Consider the following 15869-nt stretch of genomic DNA (forward strand, 5'->3'; position numbering starts at 1 on the left):
AGCCACCGCGACCAGCCACCGCGGCCGAAAGGGAACACGCCCTGCTGACAGTCCTCGTGACGGGACGTCAGCATGGTCCGCATGGCCGACGAACCGAGCACACCGAGCACACCGAGTACTCCGCGTCGTATCGCCGACGACCACGTTGCACAGGTCGCCGCCCTCGACCCCGTGACCTCGACCCGGCTCGGCCTCCACCCCGGGGACGACCGGCAGGCGGACCTGTCGCCCGAGGGCTTCGAGGCACTGGCCGACGTGGCCCGGCGCACGCTCGCGGCGCTCGACGCGGCCGAGCGGTACGGCGAGAAGAACGGCACGGTGTGGGCGGACGCCGAGCGGAACTGCGCCCGTCTCCTGCGGGAACGGCTGACCGCCGAACTCGCCCTGCACGAGGCGGGCGACCAGTTCCGCCAACTGCGCAACGTCAACTCGCCCCTGCACCAGGTGCGCGGCGTCTTCACCCTGATGCCCACCGGGACCGACGAGAACTGGGCAGCCGTCGCGGGCCGGCTGCGGCACGTGCCCGACGCCCTGGACGGGTACCGGGCCACTCTGTCCGAGGGCATCGCGCGCGGGCTGCTGTGCGCGCCCCGCCAGGTGACCGCCGTACTCGGCCAGCTCGCGGCCTGGACCGGCCAGGACGGCGGCGGGGCCGGCTGGTTCGCCGCCTTCGTGGCCGCCGCACCCGACCGGCTCAGGCCCGGACTCGACGCCGCCGCCGAGCGGGCGACGGGCGCCGTGGCCGACTTCCGCGACTGGCTGCGCGGCGCCTACCTGCCCGCCGCCGACGGCACCCCCGATCCCGTCGGCCGCGAGCGCTACCTGCGCGCGGCGCGCTGGGCCGTCGGCGCCGCCCCGGACCCGGCCGAGGCCTACGCCTGGGCCTGGGAGGAGTTCCACCGCACGCGCGCCGAGATGCGGGCCGAGGCCGCACGCATCCTCCCGGGCGCCGACGTCCGCGCGACCATGGACCACCTGGACCGGCACGGCCACACCGTCACGGGCGAGGAGAACATCCGCGCCTGGCTCCAGCAGATCACGGACGAGGCGATCGACGCCCTCGACGGCACCCACTTCGACCTCTCCGGACCGATCCGCAGGGTCGAGACGCGCATCGCACCCGCGGGCAGCTCGGGCGCCCCCTACTACACCGGCCCCAGCCTGGACTTCAGCCGCCCGGGATACACCTACCTCCCCACCCTCGGCCAACAGACCTTCCCCACCTGGGAGATGGTCAGCACCTGGTACCACGAGGGCGTGCCGGGGCACCACCTGCAGACCGCCCGCTGGACCGCCGAGGCCGACCGGCTCAGCACCTATCAGATCACCCTCGGCGCGGTCAGCGCGGACAAGGAGGGCTGGGCGCTGTACGCCGAACGGCTGATGGACGAGCTGGGCTTCCTCACCGACCCCGCCCGCCGCCTCGGGTACCTGGACAAGCAGATGCTCCGGATCATCCGCGTGATCATCGACATCGGCATGCACCTGGAACTGACCGTCCCGGCCGGCTCCGGCTTCCATCCGGGCGAACGCTGGACCCCGGAGCTCGCGACGGCGTTCATGGCCGCACACCACGGCAGCGGCCCCGCCCGCCGCACCAGCGAGATCGACCGCTACCTCGGCTGGCCCGGCCAGGCCATCGGGTACAAGCTCGGCGAACGCGCCTGGCTCCAGGGCCGCGAAGCCGCCAGGCGCCGCCTCGGCACCGCCTTCGACCTGCGGGCCTGGCACACGAAGGCACTCACACTGGGCTCGCTCGGCCTCACGGACCTGGCCGAGACGCTTGCGTCGCTGTGAGACGCGGGCTGGTGGGGGCCGAAGGAAGGCGGGCGGCACGTCCGGAGTGAGCCGCTCGCCCGACGACGGCCGACAGTCCGCTGACCGCGGCCCGTCAGTCCGTCCGACTCGACGCCGATCGCGGCCCGCAGCGCGTCATGCCGCGGGCCGAGCCGGAACCGCACATCGCCGGTCACTGCGAAACCCGCCTGCCGGCAGGGTTGTGCGTTCGGGCGGGGTACGAGATCGTTCGAGGTGATACTGCTGGTGTCGCATGGTGGAGGACCTCCGTGACCGAACCCGCGCCCGCGGCGCTGCCCGACCCGCCCTACTACGCAGTGGTGTTCACCGCCGTGCGGACCGCCGGCGACAACGGCTATGCGGAGACGGACGAGCGGTTGTGGAAACTGGCAGCCGACCAGCCGGGATTCCTCGGCGTCGATTCCGCCCGCGGTGCGAACGGCCTGGGGATCACGGTGTCGTACTGGAGGGACGAGGACTCGATCGCCGCGTGGCGGGACCACGCGGAGCACACCCTGGCCCGTGCCCGCGGACGCGAGCACTGGTATTCCTCGTTCTCGCTCCACGTGGCCAAGGTCGAGCGTGCCCACGGGTTCACCCGCCCGGCGGTTCAGTAGGCTGCCGGCCCGAGCCAGGACAGTCCGTCCGTCGCCACCGTCAGGGAACCGGCCGCGGCCGGGGCGTCGAGGGGGCCGCCGTACAGGGCCTGTTCCTGGAGGTCGTTGCCGGTGCGGAAGGTGTCCGCGACGATCCGGGTGGACAGCAGCGGGTTGACGCGCTCCGGGCCGACCGCCAACCGGGCCACCGCCTCGCCCAGTTCGGCCACCGCGGCACCGCGCTCGGCGGCGAGCACCGACGCGTCGCCGGACACCAGTCCGCCGGCGAGTTCGGCGAAGGCGGCGGCTTCGTCGAGGTCGACCCGGGTGACCTTCTTCGCCGACCAGAAGTACGAGTCCTCGCCGCGTTCCATGTCGTAGAAGGCGATGAGGAATTCGTAGAACACGCCGTACTCGCGGCGGTAGCGCGCCTCGAACTCGGCGAAGCCGCGCTCCTCGGGAACGCTGCCGTCCAGCGCGGAGTTCACGGCGCGGGCGGCCAACAGGGCGCCGTACGTCGCCAGATGGACACCCGACGACAGCACCGGGTCCACGAAGCAGGCGGAGTCGCCGGCCAGAGCCATCCCCGGGACCCACAGCGACGTCTTCCAGTAGGAGTAGTCCTTGCGGACCCGGATCCGGTCGTACGGCGGCTCGGTCGCGAGCGGTACGTCCGTCAGCAGCCGGCCGACCTCCGGGCAGGCCTTGATCATGTCCTGCCAGGCGCCGCGCGGATCGCGCTGGACGGCCGCGAGGTGCTCGGGCGCGATCACGGCGCCCACGCTGGTCAGGTCGTCGCGCAGCGGGATGTACCAGAGCCAGCCGGCGTCGAAGGCGGCGCAGAAGATGTTCCCGCTGTCCGGTTCGGGGAGCCGGCGACCGCCCGCGTAGTAGCCGAACACGGCGAGGTTGCGGAAGAAGTCGGAGTACACCCGCGCCCCGCCGACCCGGCTGTGGATCCGGCTGGTGTTGCCGGACGCGTCGACGACGTACCGGGCCTGTGCCGTGTGCGCGGTCCCGTCCCGGTCGGTGTACTCGACGCCGCGCACCCGCCCGCCCACACTGAGCACGCGGCGCACGGGGCTGCCCTCGCGGACCTCGACGCCGACCCGCTCGGCGTTGCGCAGCAGTATCTCGTCGAACCGGGAGCGCTCCACCTGGAAGGCGGTCGCCGTGGGTTCGGGCAGGCGTGGCGTCATGGAGAAGGAGAACCGCCAGGGCTTCGGGTCGCGACCCCAGCGCATGGTGCCGCCGCGTTTCGGGGTGAAGCCCGCCCGGGCGACCTCGTCGGCGACGCCGAGGAGGCGGCACACGCCGTGCACGGTGGCGGGCAGCAGCGACTCGCCGATCTGGTACCTGGGGAAGGTGTCCCGCTCCAGCAGGAGCACGCGGTGCCCCCGCAGGGCCACGGCGGTCGCGGCGGTCGCGCCGGCCGGCCCGCCGCCCACCACGACGAGGTCGTACTCGGAGGTCATCCGCAGGCTCCTGTTCTCGTGTCCGGGTTTCATGTCCGGTTGTTCGTCCGCGGTCACCGGGCCGGTCACGCGGCCGGCCGGTCGGTCAGCCAGGCACGGATCGCCGCGGCCGTGCCGTCGGCGTCGCGGTGCAGTGCCGAGTAGTGGTCGCCGGGGAGGTCCGCGCTGTCGTGGGGGAGCGGCCAGTGCGGCCGCCAGTCCCCGTCTGGGTCGATCCGCCGCATGTGCGCGGTGGGGCGGCCGCGGAGCAGCAGCGCCGGGACCGGTGACGGCTCGGGCCGCCAGTTCTCCAGGACGCGGGCGTAACCGCCCCCGGTGATCAGCACCGCGTCGTCCAGCAGGTCCACCAGCTCGTCCGGCAGATCGGCACCCGCCGACATGAGCGCCAGCCCGCGCGGGTCGTCGCGGCGCAGCAGTCCCGCGTGGGAGTCGATCAGGATCACACCGGCCGGCGGCTGTCCTTCCCGCGCGAGCCGCCGGGCCACGGCATGCGCGACCGCGCCGCCCGCGCAGTAGCCGACGAGGACGGGGGCCGAGCCGAGGGGCAGGGACCGTACGGTGTCGGCGTGCGTCCGCGCGAGCGTGGCCATGCCGTCCGGAACGGCCCGCCGGGACGTGCCGAAGCCGGGATGCTCCAGCAGGAACAGGTCGCGTTCGCCGTCGAACCGGTCGGCGACCGCGGTGGGCACGCGGTGCCGCGGTGTGAGGTAGTCGGGGAGGTACACCAGCGGGGTGCCGCTGCCCCGCGCGAGCCGGACCGGCGCCACCGTGTGCCGGGCGCGTTCGGCCTCGGTGAAGGCGGGCAGAGCGTACGACGCGAGGTAGCGCAGCCCCATCGCCTCCAACGGTCCCTTCTCACGCAGGACTTGGTGGTACAGGCGGCTGAAGCGGTACGACGCGCCGACACCGGCGGCAGGGGAGCCGGCACCGGTCCGTGCCGCTTCGGCGTCCTCGGCGCCGCCGGTCTCGGCGCGCGGCAGCGCGCCCGCCTCGACCAGCGCGGTATGGACGTGCGCCGCCAGCTCGGTCGGGGTGGGATGCTCCAGCACGGCGGTCGGGGACAGCCGTACACGGGTGAACGCGCCGAGCCGGTTGCGGAGTTGGACGGCGGTGAGGGAGTCGAAGCCCAGCTCGGTGAAGGCCCGGTCGGAGGGGAGCGCGGCCGGGTCCGGGAAACCCAGCACCGCGGCCACCTCGACACGGATCAACTCGGCCAGCACCGCCTCCCGTTCGCCCGCCGCGACGCCCGCGAGCCGCTCGCGCCACGCACCCGGCACCTGTGCGACGGCCGCCGCGGTCGGTACGCCGGTGCCAGTCCCCTCACGTCGGCCGGCCGGCTCCGGCAGCAGGTCCGCGAGGACGGCCGGCGTGCCCGGGCCGCCGTCCGCCGCCGCGAGGTCCAGCGGGATCGGCACCAGCACCGGCTCCGCACGGCGCAGCGCACTGTCGAGCAGGGCCGTGCCCTCCCGCTCGGTGACGGGCAGGACGACCCCGTCGTCGAGGCGTTCGGGCGCGACACGGCCCGCCATGCCCACGTCGCCCGCAAGCGACCAGGGGCCCCAGGCCAGCGCCTGCGCGGGCAGCCCCTGGGCCACCCGGTGCCGGGCGAGGGCGTCGAGGAACCCGTTCGCGGCCGCGTAGTTGGACTGACCCGGCCGGCCGAGCACACCGGCGGCCGAGGAGTACAGTACGAACGCGGACAGGGCGAGGTCCCGCGTCGCCTCGTGCAGATACCAGGCACCGTCCGCCTTCGGACCGAGCACGGCCGCGAGCCGTTCACCGGTCATGGCGTCCAGCACGCCGTCGTCCACCACCCCGGCCAGATGGAAGACCGCGGTCGGTGCCGGCCGGCAGGACGCGACCAGGGCGGCGACGGCCGCGCGGTCGCTCACATCGCAGGCCGCCCCGCGCACCGTGGCCGCCAGGCCGTCCGCCCAGTCCGGGACCCGGCCGTCGCGGCTGACCAGCAGCAGCCGGCGGACACCGCGTTCGGCGACCAGATACCGGGCCAGGCTCGCGCCGAGCGCCCCGGTGCCGCCGGTGACGAGCACGGTGCCCGCGGGATCCGGAGCGGGTGGCTCGGCGGCGGGCGGGTCCGCGAGGGCGAGCCGGGGTGCGCACAGGGCTCCGTCGCGCAGGGCGACCTGGGGTTCACCGCAGCGCAGCGCGGCCTCAACCGCCGCCGGGGCGGGCGGAGTTCCCAGTCCGTCGGCCAGCACGATCCGGCCCGGGTGCTCGGACTGCGCGCTGCGCACGAGCCCGGCGACGGCGGCCTCCGCCAGGTCGGGATCGTCACCGGTCGCGGCGCGCGTGAGCACCAGCAGACGGCCCGGCCGGACATCGGAGGTCCAGTCGCGCAGCCGTTCCAGTACGGCGGTGAGCAGGCCGCGCACCCGGTCCGGGACGGGCAGGCCGGCCGGCAGCGCCGCGGCCGCCGCCGGCACGTCGAGCACCTCGTGTGCGGGAGCGGTGTCGTGGACCGGGGCCGTGGGCCGCCAGGCGAGTCGGTAGGTCCCGGCGGCGGACCGGGGCAGCGCCGGCAGCGCGCGGGTGACCACGGACTCCACGGCGGCGACGGGCCGGCCGGCCGGGTCGGCGAGGGCGACCCGGAACTCGTCCGGGCCCAGCCGCCGTAGCACGGCACGAGCGGCGTGGGCGCCGGGCAGGTGCACCGACACGCCGGTGCAGGCCATCGGCACCCGCGGCCCGCTCGCCGGCCCGCCCGGCTCCGCGGCCAGCAGCGCGGAGTGCAGCGCCGCGTCGAGGAGGGCGGGGTGCAGCGTGTACGCGCCGGCGGTCGCCGCGTCCCCGGGCGGCAGGGCCAGTTCGGCGAAGACCTCCTCGTCCCGGCGCCACAGCGCGGTCACGGCACGGAACGCGGGTCCGTAGCGCAGGCCGTGCGACGCGAGACGCGGGTAGTCGACCGGGACCGGCACGGCGCCCGGGGGCGGCCAGGCCTCCGGGGCCGCCCCGATGGGCGGACCCGCGGGCGCCGTGCCCGCAGGCGTCGGATCCGCGGCGGTGAGCGTCGCGGTCGCGTGCCGGGTCCACGGTCCGGGCGTACCGTCCGTACGGGCCCAGACGGTGACCGGGCGGCCACCCGTCCCGTTCTCCGCCCCGGCCACCACCTGCACCTGCGTCGGCTCCGCCGGGGACAGCACGAGCGGCTCGTGGAAGGCCAGTTCGGCGAGCCGGACGGCGCCGGACGCACCGGCCGCCCGCGAGGCCAGCTCGGCGAAGAGGGTCGCGGGCGCCAGCACCCGGCCGCCGATCACATGGTCGGCGAGCCAGGGGTGGCGGCTGGTGGACAGCGTGGCGGTGTGCCGGATGCCGGGTCCGTCGGCGTCGGGCTGCGGCCGCCCGAGCAGTGGATGCCCGGCCGGGACCGGCTGCCGGACGGCGTTCAGCCAGTAGCGCTGCCGCTGGAAGGGATAGGTGGGCAGCGGGCGACGCCGGGCGCCGCTGTCCGCGTACACCGACGGCCAGTCGACGGCGACCCCGTGCACATGCAGGGCGGCCAGGGCCTCAAGTGCCGTACGCGCGTCGGCACATGACGCGAACACCGCACCCGTGCCCGCTGCCACACACTCCTCGGCCGCCGCGCTGAGCGCCGCGGACGGCCCGGCTTCGACGAACGCCGTGACGCCGTCGTCCGCCAGCCGGCCGACCGCGTCGGCGAACCGGACGGTCTCGCGTGCCTGCCGTACCCAGTACTCGGGGGTGGTGAGCGCGTCCGGCTCGGGACGGCCGGTGAGCGTGGACACCACCGGGACGGACGGGCGATGGTAGGTCACGGACTCGGCGACCGCGCGGTACTCGGCCAGCATCGGGTCCAGCAGCGGCGAGTGGAAGGCGTGGCTCACCGCCAGCCGTCGGGCCGGCCGGCCGAGGGCGGCGGTCAGCGCCGTCACCGCGTGCTCGTCGCCGGAGAGCACGACCGACGCCGGTCCGTTGACCGCCGCGACCGCGACCCGGCCGGTCACCTCGTCGAGCAGGGGCGTCACCTCGGCGAGCGGCGCACGCACCGCGACCATCAGCCCGCCGGGCGGCAGAGCGCCCATCAGCCGGCCGCGGGCGGCGACGAGGCGGACCGCGTCGGCGCGCGAGAACACACCGGCGAGGTGCGCGGCGGCCAGCTCGCCGACGGAGTGGCCGACCAGCCGGTCCGGCCGTACGCCGACGTCGGCCAGCAGGGTGTGCAGGGCGACCTCGAAGGCGAACAGGGCGGGTTGCGCGTAGTCGGTGCGGTGCAGCAGACCGTCGTCCGGGGCGTCGGTCACCGCCGACAGCGGCCGGTCGAGGAACGGCGTGAACGCGTCGCACAGTTCGCCGAACGCCGCGTCGAAGACGGGAAACGCGGCACGCAACTCCCGTCCCATTCCAGGCCGTTGGGCGCCCTGGCCCGCGCAGAGCAGCGCCACCTTCGGCCGGGTCCGCGCGGTGCCCCGCAGCAGCGCAGGACCGTCGACGCCGTCCGCGAGATCCCGCAGCCCGGCGAGCAGGCCCGCGGGACTGTCGGCCAGGACGGCGGCCCGGTGGGAGAGCGGCGCCCTGGTGGTCGCGAGCGAGTACGCCACGTCCAGCGCGGCGGCCTCGCTCGTCACGTCGGCCGACGCGGCCGCCAGCCGGGCGGCATGGGCCCGCAGCCCGGCCTCGTCACCGCCGCCGACCAGCCAGGGCGTGACCGGCAGCCGCCTTCCGGGCGTCGGCGCGGAGGTCCGCGAACTCCCGTCCGCCGCCTCCTCGATGATCACGTGGGCGTTCGTCCCGCCGATGCCGAACGACGACACGGCCGCCCGGCGCGGCCGCCCACGGCGCGGCCAGGGGCGCGCCCGGTCGAGCAGCCGGACCGCCCCGGCCGACCAGTCGACGTGGGGGGACGGCCGGTCCGCGTACAGCGAGGCCGGCAGCAGGCCGTGGCGCATCGCCTCGATCATCTTGATCAGGCCCGCGATCCCCGCCGCGGCCTGGGTGTGTCCGAGGTTCGACTTGACCGAGCCCAGCCACACCGGGTCGGCGGGATCCCGTCCCCGGCCGTAGGTGGCGAGGAGCGCGCCGGCCTCGATCGGGTCGCCCAGGGCGGTCCCCGTGCCGTGCCCCTCGACGGCGTCGACGTCGGCCGCCCGCAGCCCCGCGTCCGCAAGGGCCAGCCGGATCAGCTCCCGCTGGGCCGCACCGCTCGGGGCGGTCAGACCGTTGGACGCGCCGTCCGAGTTCACGGCGGAACCGCGCAGCACCGCCAGCACCGGATGACCGTGGCGCCGGGCGTCCGACAGTCTTTCCAGCAGCACCAGACCGACGCCCTCGCCCCACGCCGTACCGTCCGCGCCCGCGGCGAACGACCGGCACCGCCCGTCCGGCGACAGCCCGCGCTGCCGGCTGAACGCGATGAACGGCTGCGGACTCGACAGCACCGTCACCCCGCCCGCCAGCGCGAGCGTGCACTCCCCGGCCCGCAGCGACGCGGCGGCCAGGTCCAGCGCGACCAGCGAGGACGAACAGGCGGTGTCCAGGGTCAGCACCGGCCCGTGCAGCCCGAGGGCGTACGCGATCCGGCCGGAGGCCACACTCCCCGACGAGCCGATGCCGATGTGCGACTCCAGCTCGTGCGGGGAGACGCCGGTGCCGTAGCCGATGTGCATCAGCCCGACGAAGACCCCGGTGCCGCTGCCGCGCAGCGCCGGCGCCGGAATGCCCGCCCGCTCCAGCGTCTCCCAGGCGACCTCCAGCAACAGACGCTGCTGCGGATCGGTGGCCAGGGCCTCACGGGGAGACATGCCGAAGAAGAGCGGGTCGAAGTCCGCCACGTCGTCGAGGAACCCGCCCCGGCGGACGTACGTCGTCCCCAGCCGGTCGGGGTCGGGGTGGTACAGCGAGGCGAGGTCCCAGCCCCGGTCGGCGGGGAAGTCGCCGGTGGCGTCGACTCCTTCGGCCGCCAGCCGCCAGAGGTCCTCGGGGGAGGTCACCCCGCCCGGGTAGCGGCAGCCGACGGCCACGATCGCGACCGGCTCGGCCTGCGGGCCGCGCCGCGCGACCGCACCGGCGGGCTCGGGCTCCGGCGCGCTGTGCAGCCGGGCGTCCAGGTGGGCCGCCACGGCGGCCGGGTCCGGATGGTCCCAGACCAGCGTCGCCGCCAGCCGCAGCCCCGTGCGCACGCTGAGCCGGTGCCACAGGGTCATCGCGTCCATCGAGGTCAGACCGAGGTCGGCGAACGCGGTGCCGGGCGCGGCCGGCGCACCCCGCATCGCCGCGATCTCCGCACACACCAGATCGGTCAGGGCGGCCCGCCGTTCGCCGGGCGTGTGCTCGCCCAGCCGCGTGAGCGTCGGCTCGGCCGGCCGGCCGGCCAGCGCCTCGCGCAGCAGCGCCCGGCGCGGCTTGCCCGCGGCGGTGCGCGGCACGGCCGGTGTGAACAGGACCTCCTCGGGCACCTTGTGCGCCGACAGCACCGTGGCGCAGGCCCGCAGGAGCGCCGCCGTGTCGAGGGCGGGACGCTCGGGCACCACGAACGCCACCGGCACCTCGCCGAGCAACGGATGGGCCCGCGCCACCACCGCCGCGTCCCGCACCCCGGGCAGGGCGCACAGCACGCGCTCGACCTCGGCCGGGTCCACGTTCTCACCGCCGCGCACGATACGGTCGTTCACCCGGCCGGTGACGATCAGAGCGCCGTGCTCGCCGCACCGGCCCAGATCGCCGGTGCGATACCAGCCGCCGCGCAGCGCACGGGCGGTCTCCTCGGGCCGGCGGTGATAGCCGAGCATGACGCCGGGCCCGCGCACCCAGATCTCCCCCTCGCCGGTGTCCCGCCCGGTGCGCGGATCGACGATCCGGACGTCCGTGCCGGGCAGCGGCGCCCCGCTGCCGCCGGGCACCCGCGGCCCGTCCGGCGCCTCCATCGCGATCTTGCCGCAGGTCTCGGTGCTGCCGTAGCCGTCCAGGAGCGGCGCACCCAGGCCCGCCGCCACCTGCTCCCGCAGCTCCGGATCGCTCGGCGCACCGGCGGTGACACACCACCGCAGCGAGGGCACCGCGCCCACGCCCGCGTCCAGCAACTGCCGGTAGGTGAGGGGCACTCCGCCGAGGACGGTGGGCGCGAACTCCCGCACCAGCTCTGCCAGCACGGCCGGTTCGGACACCGAGGTGATCCGCGCGCTCGCGCCGGCCGCGGTGGTGCCGAGGACACAGAGCGAGTGCGCGTAGGTGTGCGCGAGCGGCAGCGGCCACAGCAGCCGGTCCGCCGCCGACAGCCCGAGCCGCGGCAGATAGCAGGCGACCGACGACCACAGTGCGGACCGCTGGCTGGACACGGCGGCCCTGGCGGTGCCGGAGGTGCCGGACGTGTAGAGGAGCCAGGCCGGCTCGTCGAGGCCGAGGTCGTCGCGCGGCGCGGGCGGCACCGCGGCGGCCGCCTCCGCGCCGGGTGCCGCGGCCGGTACGACGGCGGCCAGGTCCTCGAAGCCCACGGCTCCGGGCGGCAGCGGCCCCTCGCCGGTCACCACCAGCCGGACCGGGCGCCCGGCCGTCAGCGGGGCCAGCCGTGGCAGGTTCCGCCGGTCGGTGACCAGCACGGCCGGATCGCAGTCGGCCAGCAGCCCCGCGAGTTCGGCAACGGTGCCGCGCGAACCCAGCGGGACCCCCACCGCGGCCGCCCGCACCGTGGCGAGCAGCCCCTCGACCAGTTCCACGCAGTTGTCGAGGCAGAACGCCACCCTGGCACCCCGGTCCACCCCCAGCCGGGCCGCCAACCCGGCCGTCCTGCGCTCCAGTTCGGCCCAGCCCACCCGGCGCCGGTCGTCGGCGAACGCGAGCCTGCCGCCGTGACGCCTGGCGTTGTCCGCGAGCAACTCGGGGACAGGCCGCACCTCGAACACCTCCGCCACACCCACCAGGCTTCTCCCTCGCACCAACACCCGCTCCATGTAGGCCTGTTGACGAGCCTACGGCGCACACCGGCAGGCCGGCGGCAACGGCTCGCGGGGGCGCCGGCCTGAGAGATGAAAAGATGGCCGCTCACGGACACCGGGGCGGACCTCCCCGGGAGGGGAGCGGACGGCATGCCCGAGCGGTGGACGGAAGCAGAACCCGGGAGCGGTCGGGCAGCGGCACCGTGCCGGGTCGTCGTGTGCCGGGACTGCTGCTGCGGCACCCCCAAGGTGCCCGGCCTCGACCACGCCGCCCAGACCGCGCGGCTGCGCGCCGCGGTGCCCGTGCGCGTCTCCGACTGCCTCGACGCGTGCGACCAGGCCAATGTCATCGTCGTGCAGCCCTCCGCCGCCGCCCGGGCCGGCGGCGCGCGGCCGGTCTGGCTGGGCCTGGTGAACGATCCGGACGCGACCGAGGACATCATCGCCTGGGTCCGCGCGGGCGGCCCGGGCCTGGCCGTCCAGCCGGACATCCTCGACCTGTACGCCGTCACGCCCCCGGGCCGCCGCGCGGTGTGACCGGCCCGCCGCCCCTGCCGTGGCCCGCCGCGGGGGTGCGGGAACCCGGCGCGCACGGCCCTGAGAGGATCGTCCGCGACCAGCGGGTGCACCGGATTCGGGAAGGAACCAACGAGATCATGCGCGTCACCGTGGCCCATGACCAGACGGAGGTGTCCGGATGACCGGCGCCACGGGAGCCGGGCTGCCGCACGGCGACGACACCGTCCTGTTCCACACCGCCGGTCGGGCCGCCCACATCACCCTCAACCGGCCGAAGGCCCTCAACGCCCTCGACCACGAGATGGTGCGCCGTATCGACGCCGCCCTGACCGCCTGGGAGCACGACCCGGCGGTGCGGACCGTGGTCCTCACCGGCGCGGGGGAGCGCGGCCTGTGCGCGGGCGGCGACATCCGCGCCATCCACGACGACGCCCGCGACGGAGACGGCACCGCATCGGCCGCGTTCTGGCGCGACGAGTACCGCCTCAACGCCCGCATCGCCCACTACCCCAAGCCGTACGTCGCCCTCATGGACGGCATCGTCATGGGCGGCGGGGTCGGCCTGTCCGCACACGGCGGCGTCCGGATCGTCACCGAGCGCTCGCGGGTCGCCATGCCGGAGACCGGCATCGGCTTCGTCCCGGACGTCGGCGGCACCCACCTGCTCGGCCTCGCCCCCGGCGAGCTGGGCACCCACCTCGCCCTGACCGGGGACGGGATCGGCGCCGGTGACGCCCTGCTGTGCGGACTCGCCGACCACTACGTACCCTCCGCGGCACTCGGGGAGTTCGTGGCCGACCTCGCCGGGCTGTCCGTGCACGACGCCCTCGACCGTCACGTACGGCCCGCACCTCAGGGGGAGTTGGCCGAGCGGCGGGAGTGGATCGACGCCTGCTACCGGGCCGGCACGGTCGAGGAGATCGTGGACCGGCTGCTCGACCACGGCGACCCGGCGGCCAAGGAGGCGGCCGAAACCCTGCTCGCCACGTCACCCACCTCCCTGAAGGTCACCCTGACCGCGGTGCGCCGCGCGCGGCGGCTCGGCCTGCTGGAGCGGGTGCTCGACCAGGAGTACCGGGTCTCCTGCGCCTGCCTGAGCACCCACGACCTGGTGGAGGGCATCCGCGCCCGGGTGATCGACAAGGACCGCGACCCCCGCTGGTCCCCGGCGACCCTCGCGGAGGTCACCGACGCCGACGTGGACCGCTTCTTCGCCCCGCTCGGCTCCCGCGAACTGGGCCTCGCCGGGCCCGGTGTGGCCCTGGAGACCGCGTAGGCCTCCGCTTCCGACGCCCGCTGTCCGGCGCCGTTCTGTCACGGCCGCCGACCCAGCCGGCGCGTCCGGGAACAATCCCGGCGCGGCGCGCGCTGCACCCGGTGACGATGGCCGGGGCCGGAACCGACCGGCGGAGGGAGTGCGGGACCGATGACGACGTCAGCGAACGAACGGCACGACGGCATCGAGCGGAGCCCCGTGGCCGAGCCCCGTCTCGTGACCATGTGCGGCCGCCGGATCGAGGTGCGGCGCCTCAGGCTCGGCCGTGCGGACCGGCCCGTCAGCCGGATCGCCCTGGACGTGGGCGAGGACCGCGGCGGCGTACCCGGCGCGTGGGCCTCGCTCACCCCGGACGAGGCGCGCGGTCTGGCCCGGCTGCTGCTGCGCCAGGCCGGTGCGTCGGAACACCCCGCCGACGACCCGTTCAGCCACTGACTCCGGCCGCCGTCGTCGACAGGTCGACGGCCCGGTCGACGTCCTTCGGCTGGAGCTCGCGCAGAATGCCCTCCAGCAGGTAGTAGTCCGCGTAGGGCAGCGAGATCTCTGTCCCGTCCCCGGCCGGGCGGTTGCGGGTGCAGCGGGCGACCACGGCCTGTGCGCGCGTGGATCGCGCCGTCAGACAGGTCCCGCAGAGGGCGGTGAGCATCCGCAGCGCGGTGTCGCGGTACTCCGGTCTGCCGGTCGCCGCGGACAGGTCGAGCAGTCCGCAGGCCATGACCGCCCCGGCCGACGCGTCCTTGATGTCATGGGGCTGCTGCGGCGCGCGGTAGTCCCACACCGGCACGTGGTCGGCCGTCAGTGCTCCCGTCGCGTAGTCGGCCAGGCGCCGCGCCGTGCACAGGAACGGCCGGTGACCGGTGCGGCGGTACATGGTCGTGAAGCCGTAGATTCCCCAGGCCTGCCCGCGCGACCAGCAGGAGGAAGGGCTGTAGCCCTGGACCGTGTCCGGTCCGATCGGTGCGTCGGTGTCGGGGTCGAAGTCGAAGACGTGGGGCGTCGGGCCGTCCGGCCGGGGGAAGTACCGCTGCGCCGTCCTGGCGTGCTCCACGGCGACGTCCAGGTACTTCTGGTCCCCCGTCCGCCGGCCGGCGAAGGCCGGCAGGTCGAGGTTCATCAGGGTGTCCATGATCACCCGCCCCGCGTCCTGCCGGGTGTCCAGTGCTCCCCAGGCCCGGATGAAGCGGCCGCGCGGGTTGTACCGCTGGATCAGCGAGTCGGCCGCCTGTACGGCGCCCGCGCTCCAGGTCTCGTCGCCCGTCAGCCGCCACGCGGTGACCCAGGACGGGTAGAAGAGGAAGCCGAGGTCGTGGCTCGTGGTGTCGTACCGGCGGGGAGCGAGTCCGCGGGCCCAGTCGAGCGCCGGCGTGCGGAACATGTCGTCCCGGGTGCGCAGGTACGCCATCCAGAGCGTCCCCGGCCAGAATCCGCCGACCCAGTCGCCGTTCTGCGAGAAGACCCACTTCTCGAATTTCGTACCGACCGGAAAGCCGTTCATCCCCGGGGCGACGGACCGCAGCTTCCGCACCGCGTGGTCGGCGGCCTCGGAGAGGGTGCGGACGACGGAGGCCGGGGTGGGTCCGGTGGACGCGGCTCCAGTCCTCGCCGCCGGGGCGACGGCGGCCACGGTGAGCACGGTGCGCCGGGAGATGCTCATGAAGGTCCTCCAACTCGGCCGTCCGGCAGGGACGTTGAGCGAGTCTGGCACGGCGGCCGAACCTGCGGACACCCATGTAAGCCGAGTTCGGATACGTGAACCTCGGAGTGGACTGTCACAGGCCTCCCGCAGACTCCTCGATGATCAAGTGAGCGGCGACTCGGGGGAGTGCGCGATGGCGGGTGCGTGGCGGAATCGCGCGGGGGACGGGCCGAGGCGGCGGAACTGTCTGAAGGCCCATCACGCCGCCTGGGCGGTGTTCCATCCCGACTGGATACCCGAACCGCTCGACCCCTCCGTCGAGTGGCTCAAGCGGGTCCGCGTGGCTGCCGGAACCGTCGCCGCCGTCGGTGTCTACACCTTCGTCGAGGGCGGCTTCGCCTTCGGGGAGATGGCGCAGAACCTGCTGATCGCATCGGGAGTCCTGCTGTTCATCACCCCGCTCACGGTCGGGGTCATGCTCTGGATATGGCAACGCGACGGCAGCCTGCGACCCCTGCGTCCCGCGCTGCTGCGGGCACTGGGGCTGCTGCTCACCTTCGTCGCGTCCGTCGTCGTGACCGTCCTGCTGCTTTAGAACGGCACCACGCTGGGCGGCGGCCTGCTGATCATCCCGCGGGGCCTCCTGACGCTGTGGCTGGTCTG

General features: G+C 75.1%; 9 protein-coding genes. 6 read left to right on the top strand and 3 right to left on the bottom strand.

From position 1 onward, the window contains the following. Nucleotides 1-81: 81 nt before the first annotated feature. Together BIV25_RS06375 and BIV25_RS06380 are read left to right on the top strand one after the other, a co-directional pair. Complete coding sequence (locus BIV25_RS06375) at nucleotides 82-1797, top strand: DUF885 domain-containing protein (RefSeq protein ID WP_071371364.1); 1716 nt, start codon at nucleotides 82-84, stop codon at nucleotides 1795-1797. A 269-nt stretch (nucleotides 1798-2066) separates the two neighbouring features. Continuing rightward, nucleotides 2067-2414, top strand: a complete 348-nt coding sequence (locus tag BIV25_RS06380) for an antibiotic biosynthesis monooxygenase (protein WP_071371167.1) — start codon at nucleotides 2067-2069, stop codon at nucleotides 2412-2414. Here BIV25_RS06380 and BIV25_RS06385 read toward each other — a convergent pair. Together BIV25_RS06385 and BIV25_RS06390 are read right to left on the bottom strand one after the other, a co-directional pair. Next, entirely contained in the window at nucleotides 2408-3868 is a 1461-nt protein-coding gene (locus BIV25_RS06385; protein WP_071371365.1) for a tryptophan 7-halogenase, read from the bottom strand. The two genes, BIV25_RS06380 and BIV25_RS06385, sit on opposite strands and share 7 nt — an antisense overlap. Before the next feature lie 65 nt (nucleotides 3869-3933). After that, a complete protein-coding gene (locus BIV25_RS06390; RefSeq protein ID WP_256255633.1) occupies nucleotides 3934-11757 on the bottom strand; it encodes a type I polyketide synthase in 7824 nt (2607 codons plus the stop codon). 168 nt (nucleotides 11758-11925) lie between these two features. Here BIV25_RS06390 and BIV25_RS06395 point away from each other — a divergent pair, with 168 nt between their 5' ends. The 3 genes from BIV25_RS06395 to BIV25_RS06405 all read left to right on the top strand — a co-directional run bounded on the left by BIV25_RS06395 (nucleotide 11926) and on the right by BIV25_RS06405 (nucleotide 14005). Continuing rightward, nucleotides 11926-12312, top strand: a complete 387-nt coding sequence (locus BIV25_RS06395; RefSeq protein WP_177235170.1) for a (2Fe-2S) ferredoxin domain-containing protein — start codon at nucleotides 11926-11928, stop codon at nucleotides 12310-12312. Nucleotides 12313-12472: 160 nt separating this feature from the next. Then, nucleotides 12473-13570, top strand: a complete 1098-nt coding sequence (locus BIV25_RS06400; protein ID WP_071371170.1) for an enoyl-CoA hydratase/isomerase family protein — start codon at nucleotides 12473-12475, stop codon at nucleotides 13568-13570. Nucleotides 13571-13720: 150 nt separating this feature from the next. Next, on the top strand, nucleotides 13721-14005 hold the full coding sequence (locus BIV25_RS06405; RefSeq protein ID WP_256255634.1) for a hypothetical protein: 285 nt from the start codon (nucleotides 13721-13723) through the stop codon (nucleotides 14003-14005). Here the strand turns inward: BIV25_RS06405 and BIV25_RS06410 are convergent. Then, nucleotides 13995-15224: a glycoside hydrolase family 88 protein gene (locus BIV25_RS06410; RefSeq protein WP_177235171.1), complete on the bottom strand. Its 1230-nt coding sequence runs from the start codon at nucleotides 15222-15224 to the stop codon at nucleotides 13995-13997. The two genes, BIV25_RS06405 and BIV25_RS06410, sit on opposite strands and share 11 nt — an antisense overlap. A 148-nt stretch (nucleotides 15225-15372) precedes the next feature. On the opposite strand from BIV25_RS06410, the gene BIV25_RS54215 reads away from it, so the two are divergent. Continuing rightward, complete coding sequence (locus BIV25_RS54215; protein WP_143076586.1) at nucleotides 15373-15801, top strand: hypothetical protein; 429 nt, start codon at nucleotides 15373-15375, stop codon at nucleotides 15799-15801. The last annotated feature ends 68 nt before the right edge of the window (nucleotides 15802-15869 follow it).

Source organism: Streptomyces sp. MUSC 14 (assembly GCF_001866675.1).
GTDB lineage: Bacteria > Actinomycetota > Actinomycetes > Streptomycetales > Streptomycetaceae > Streptomyces.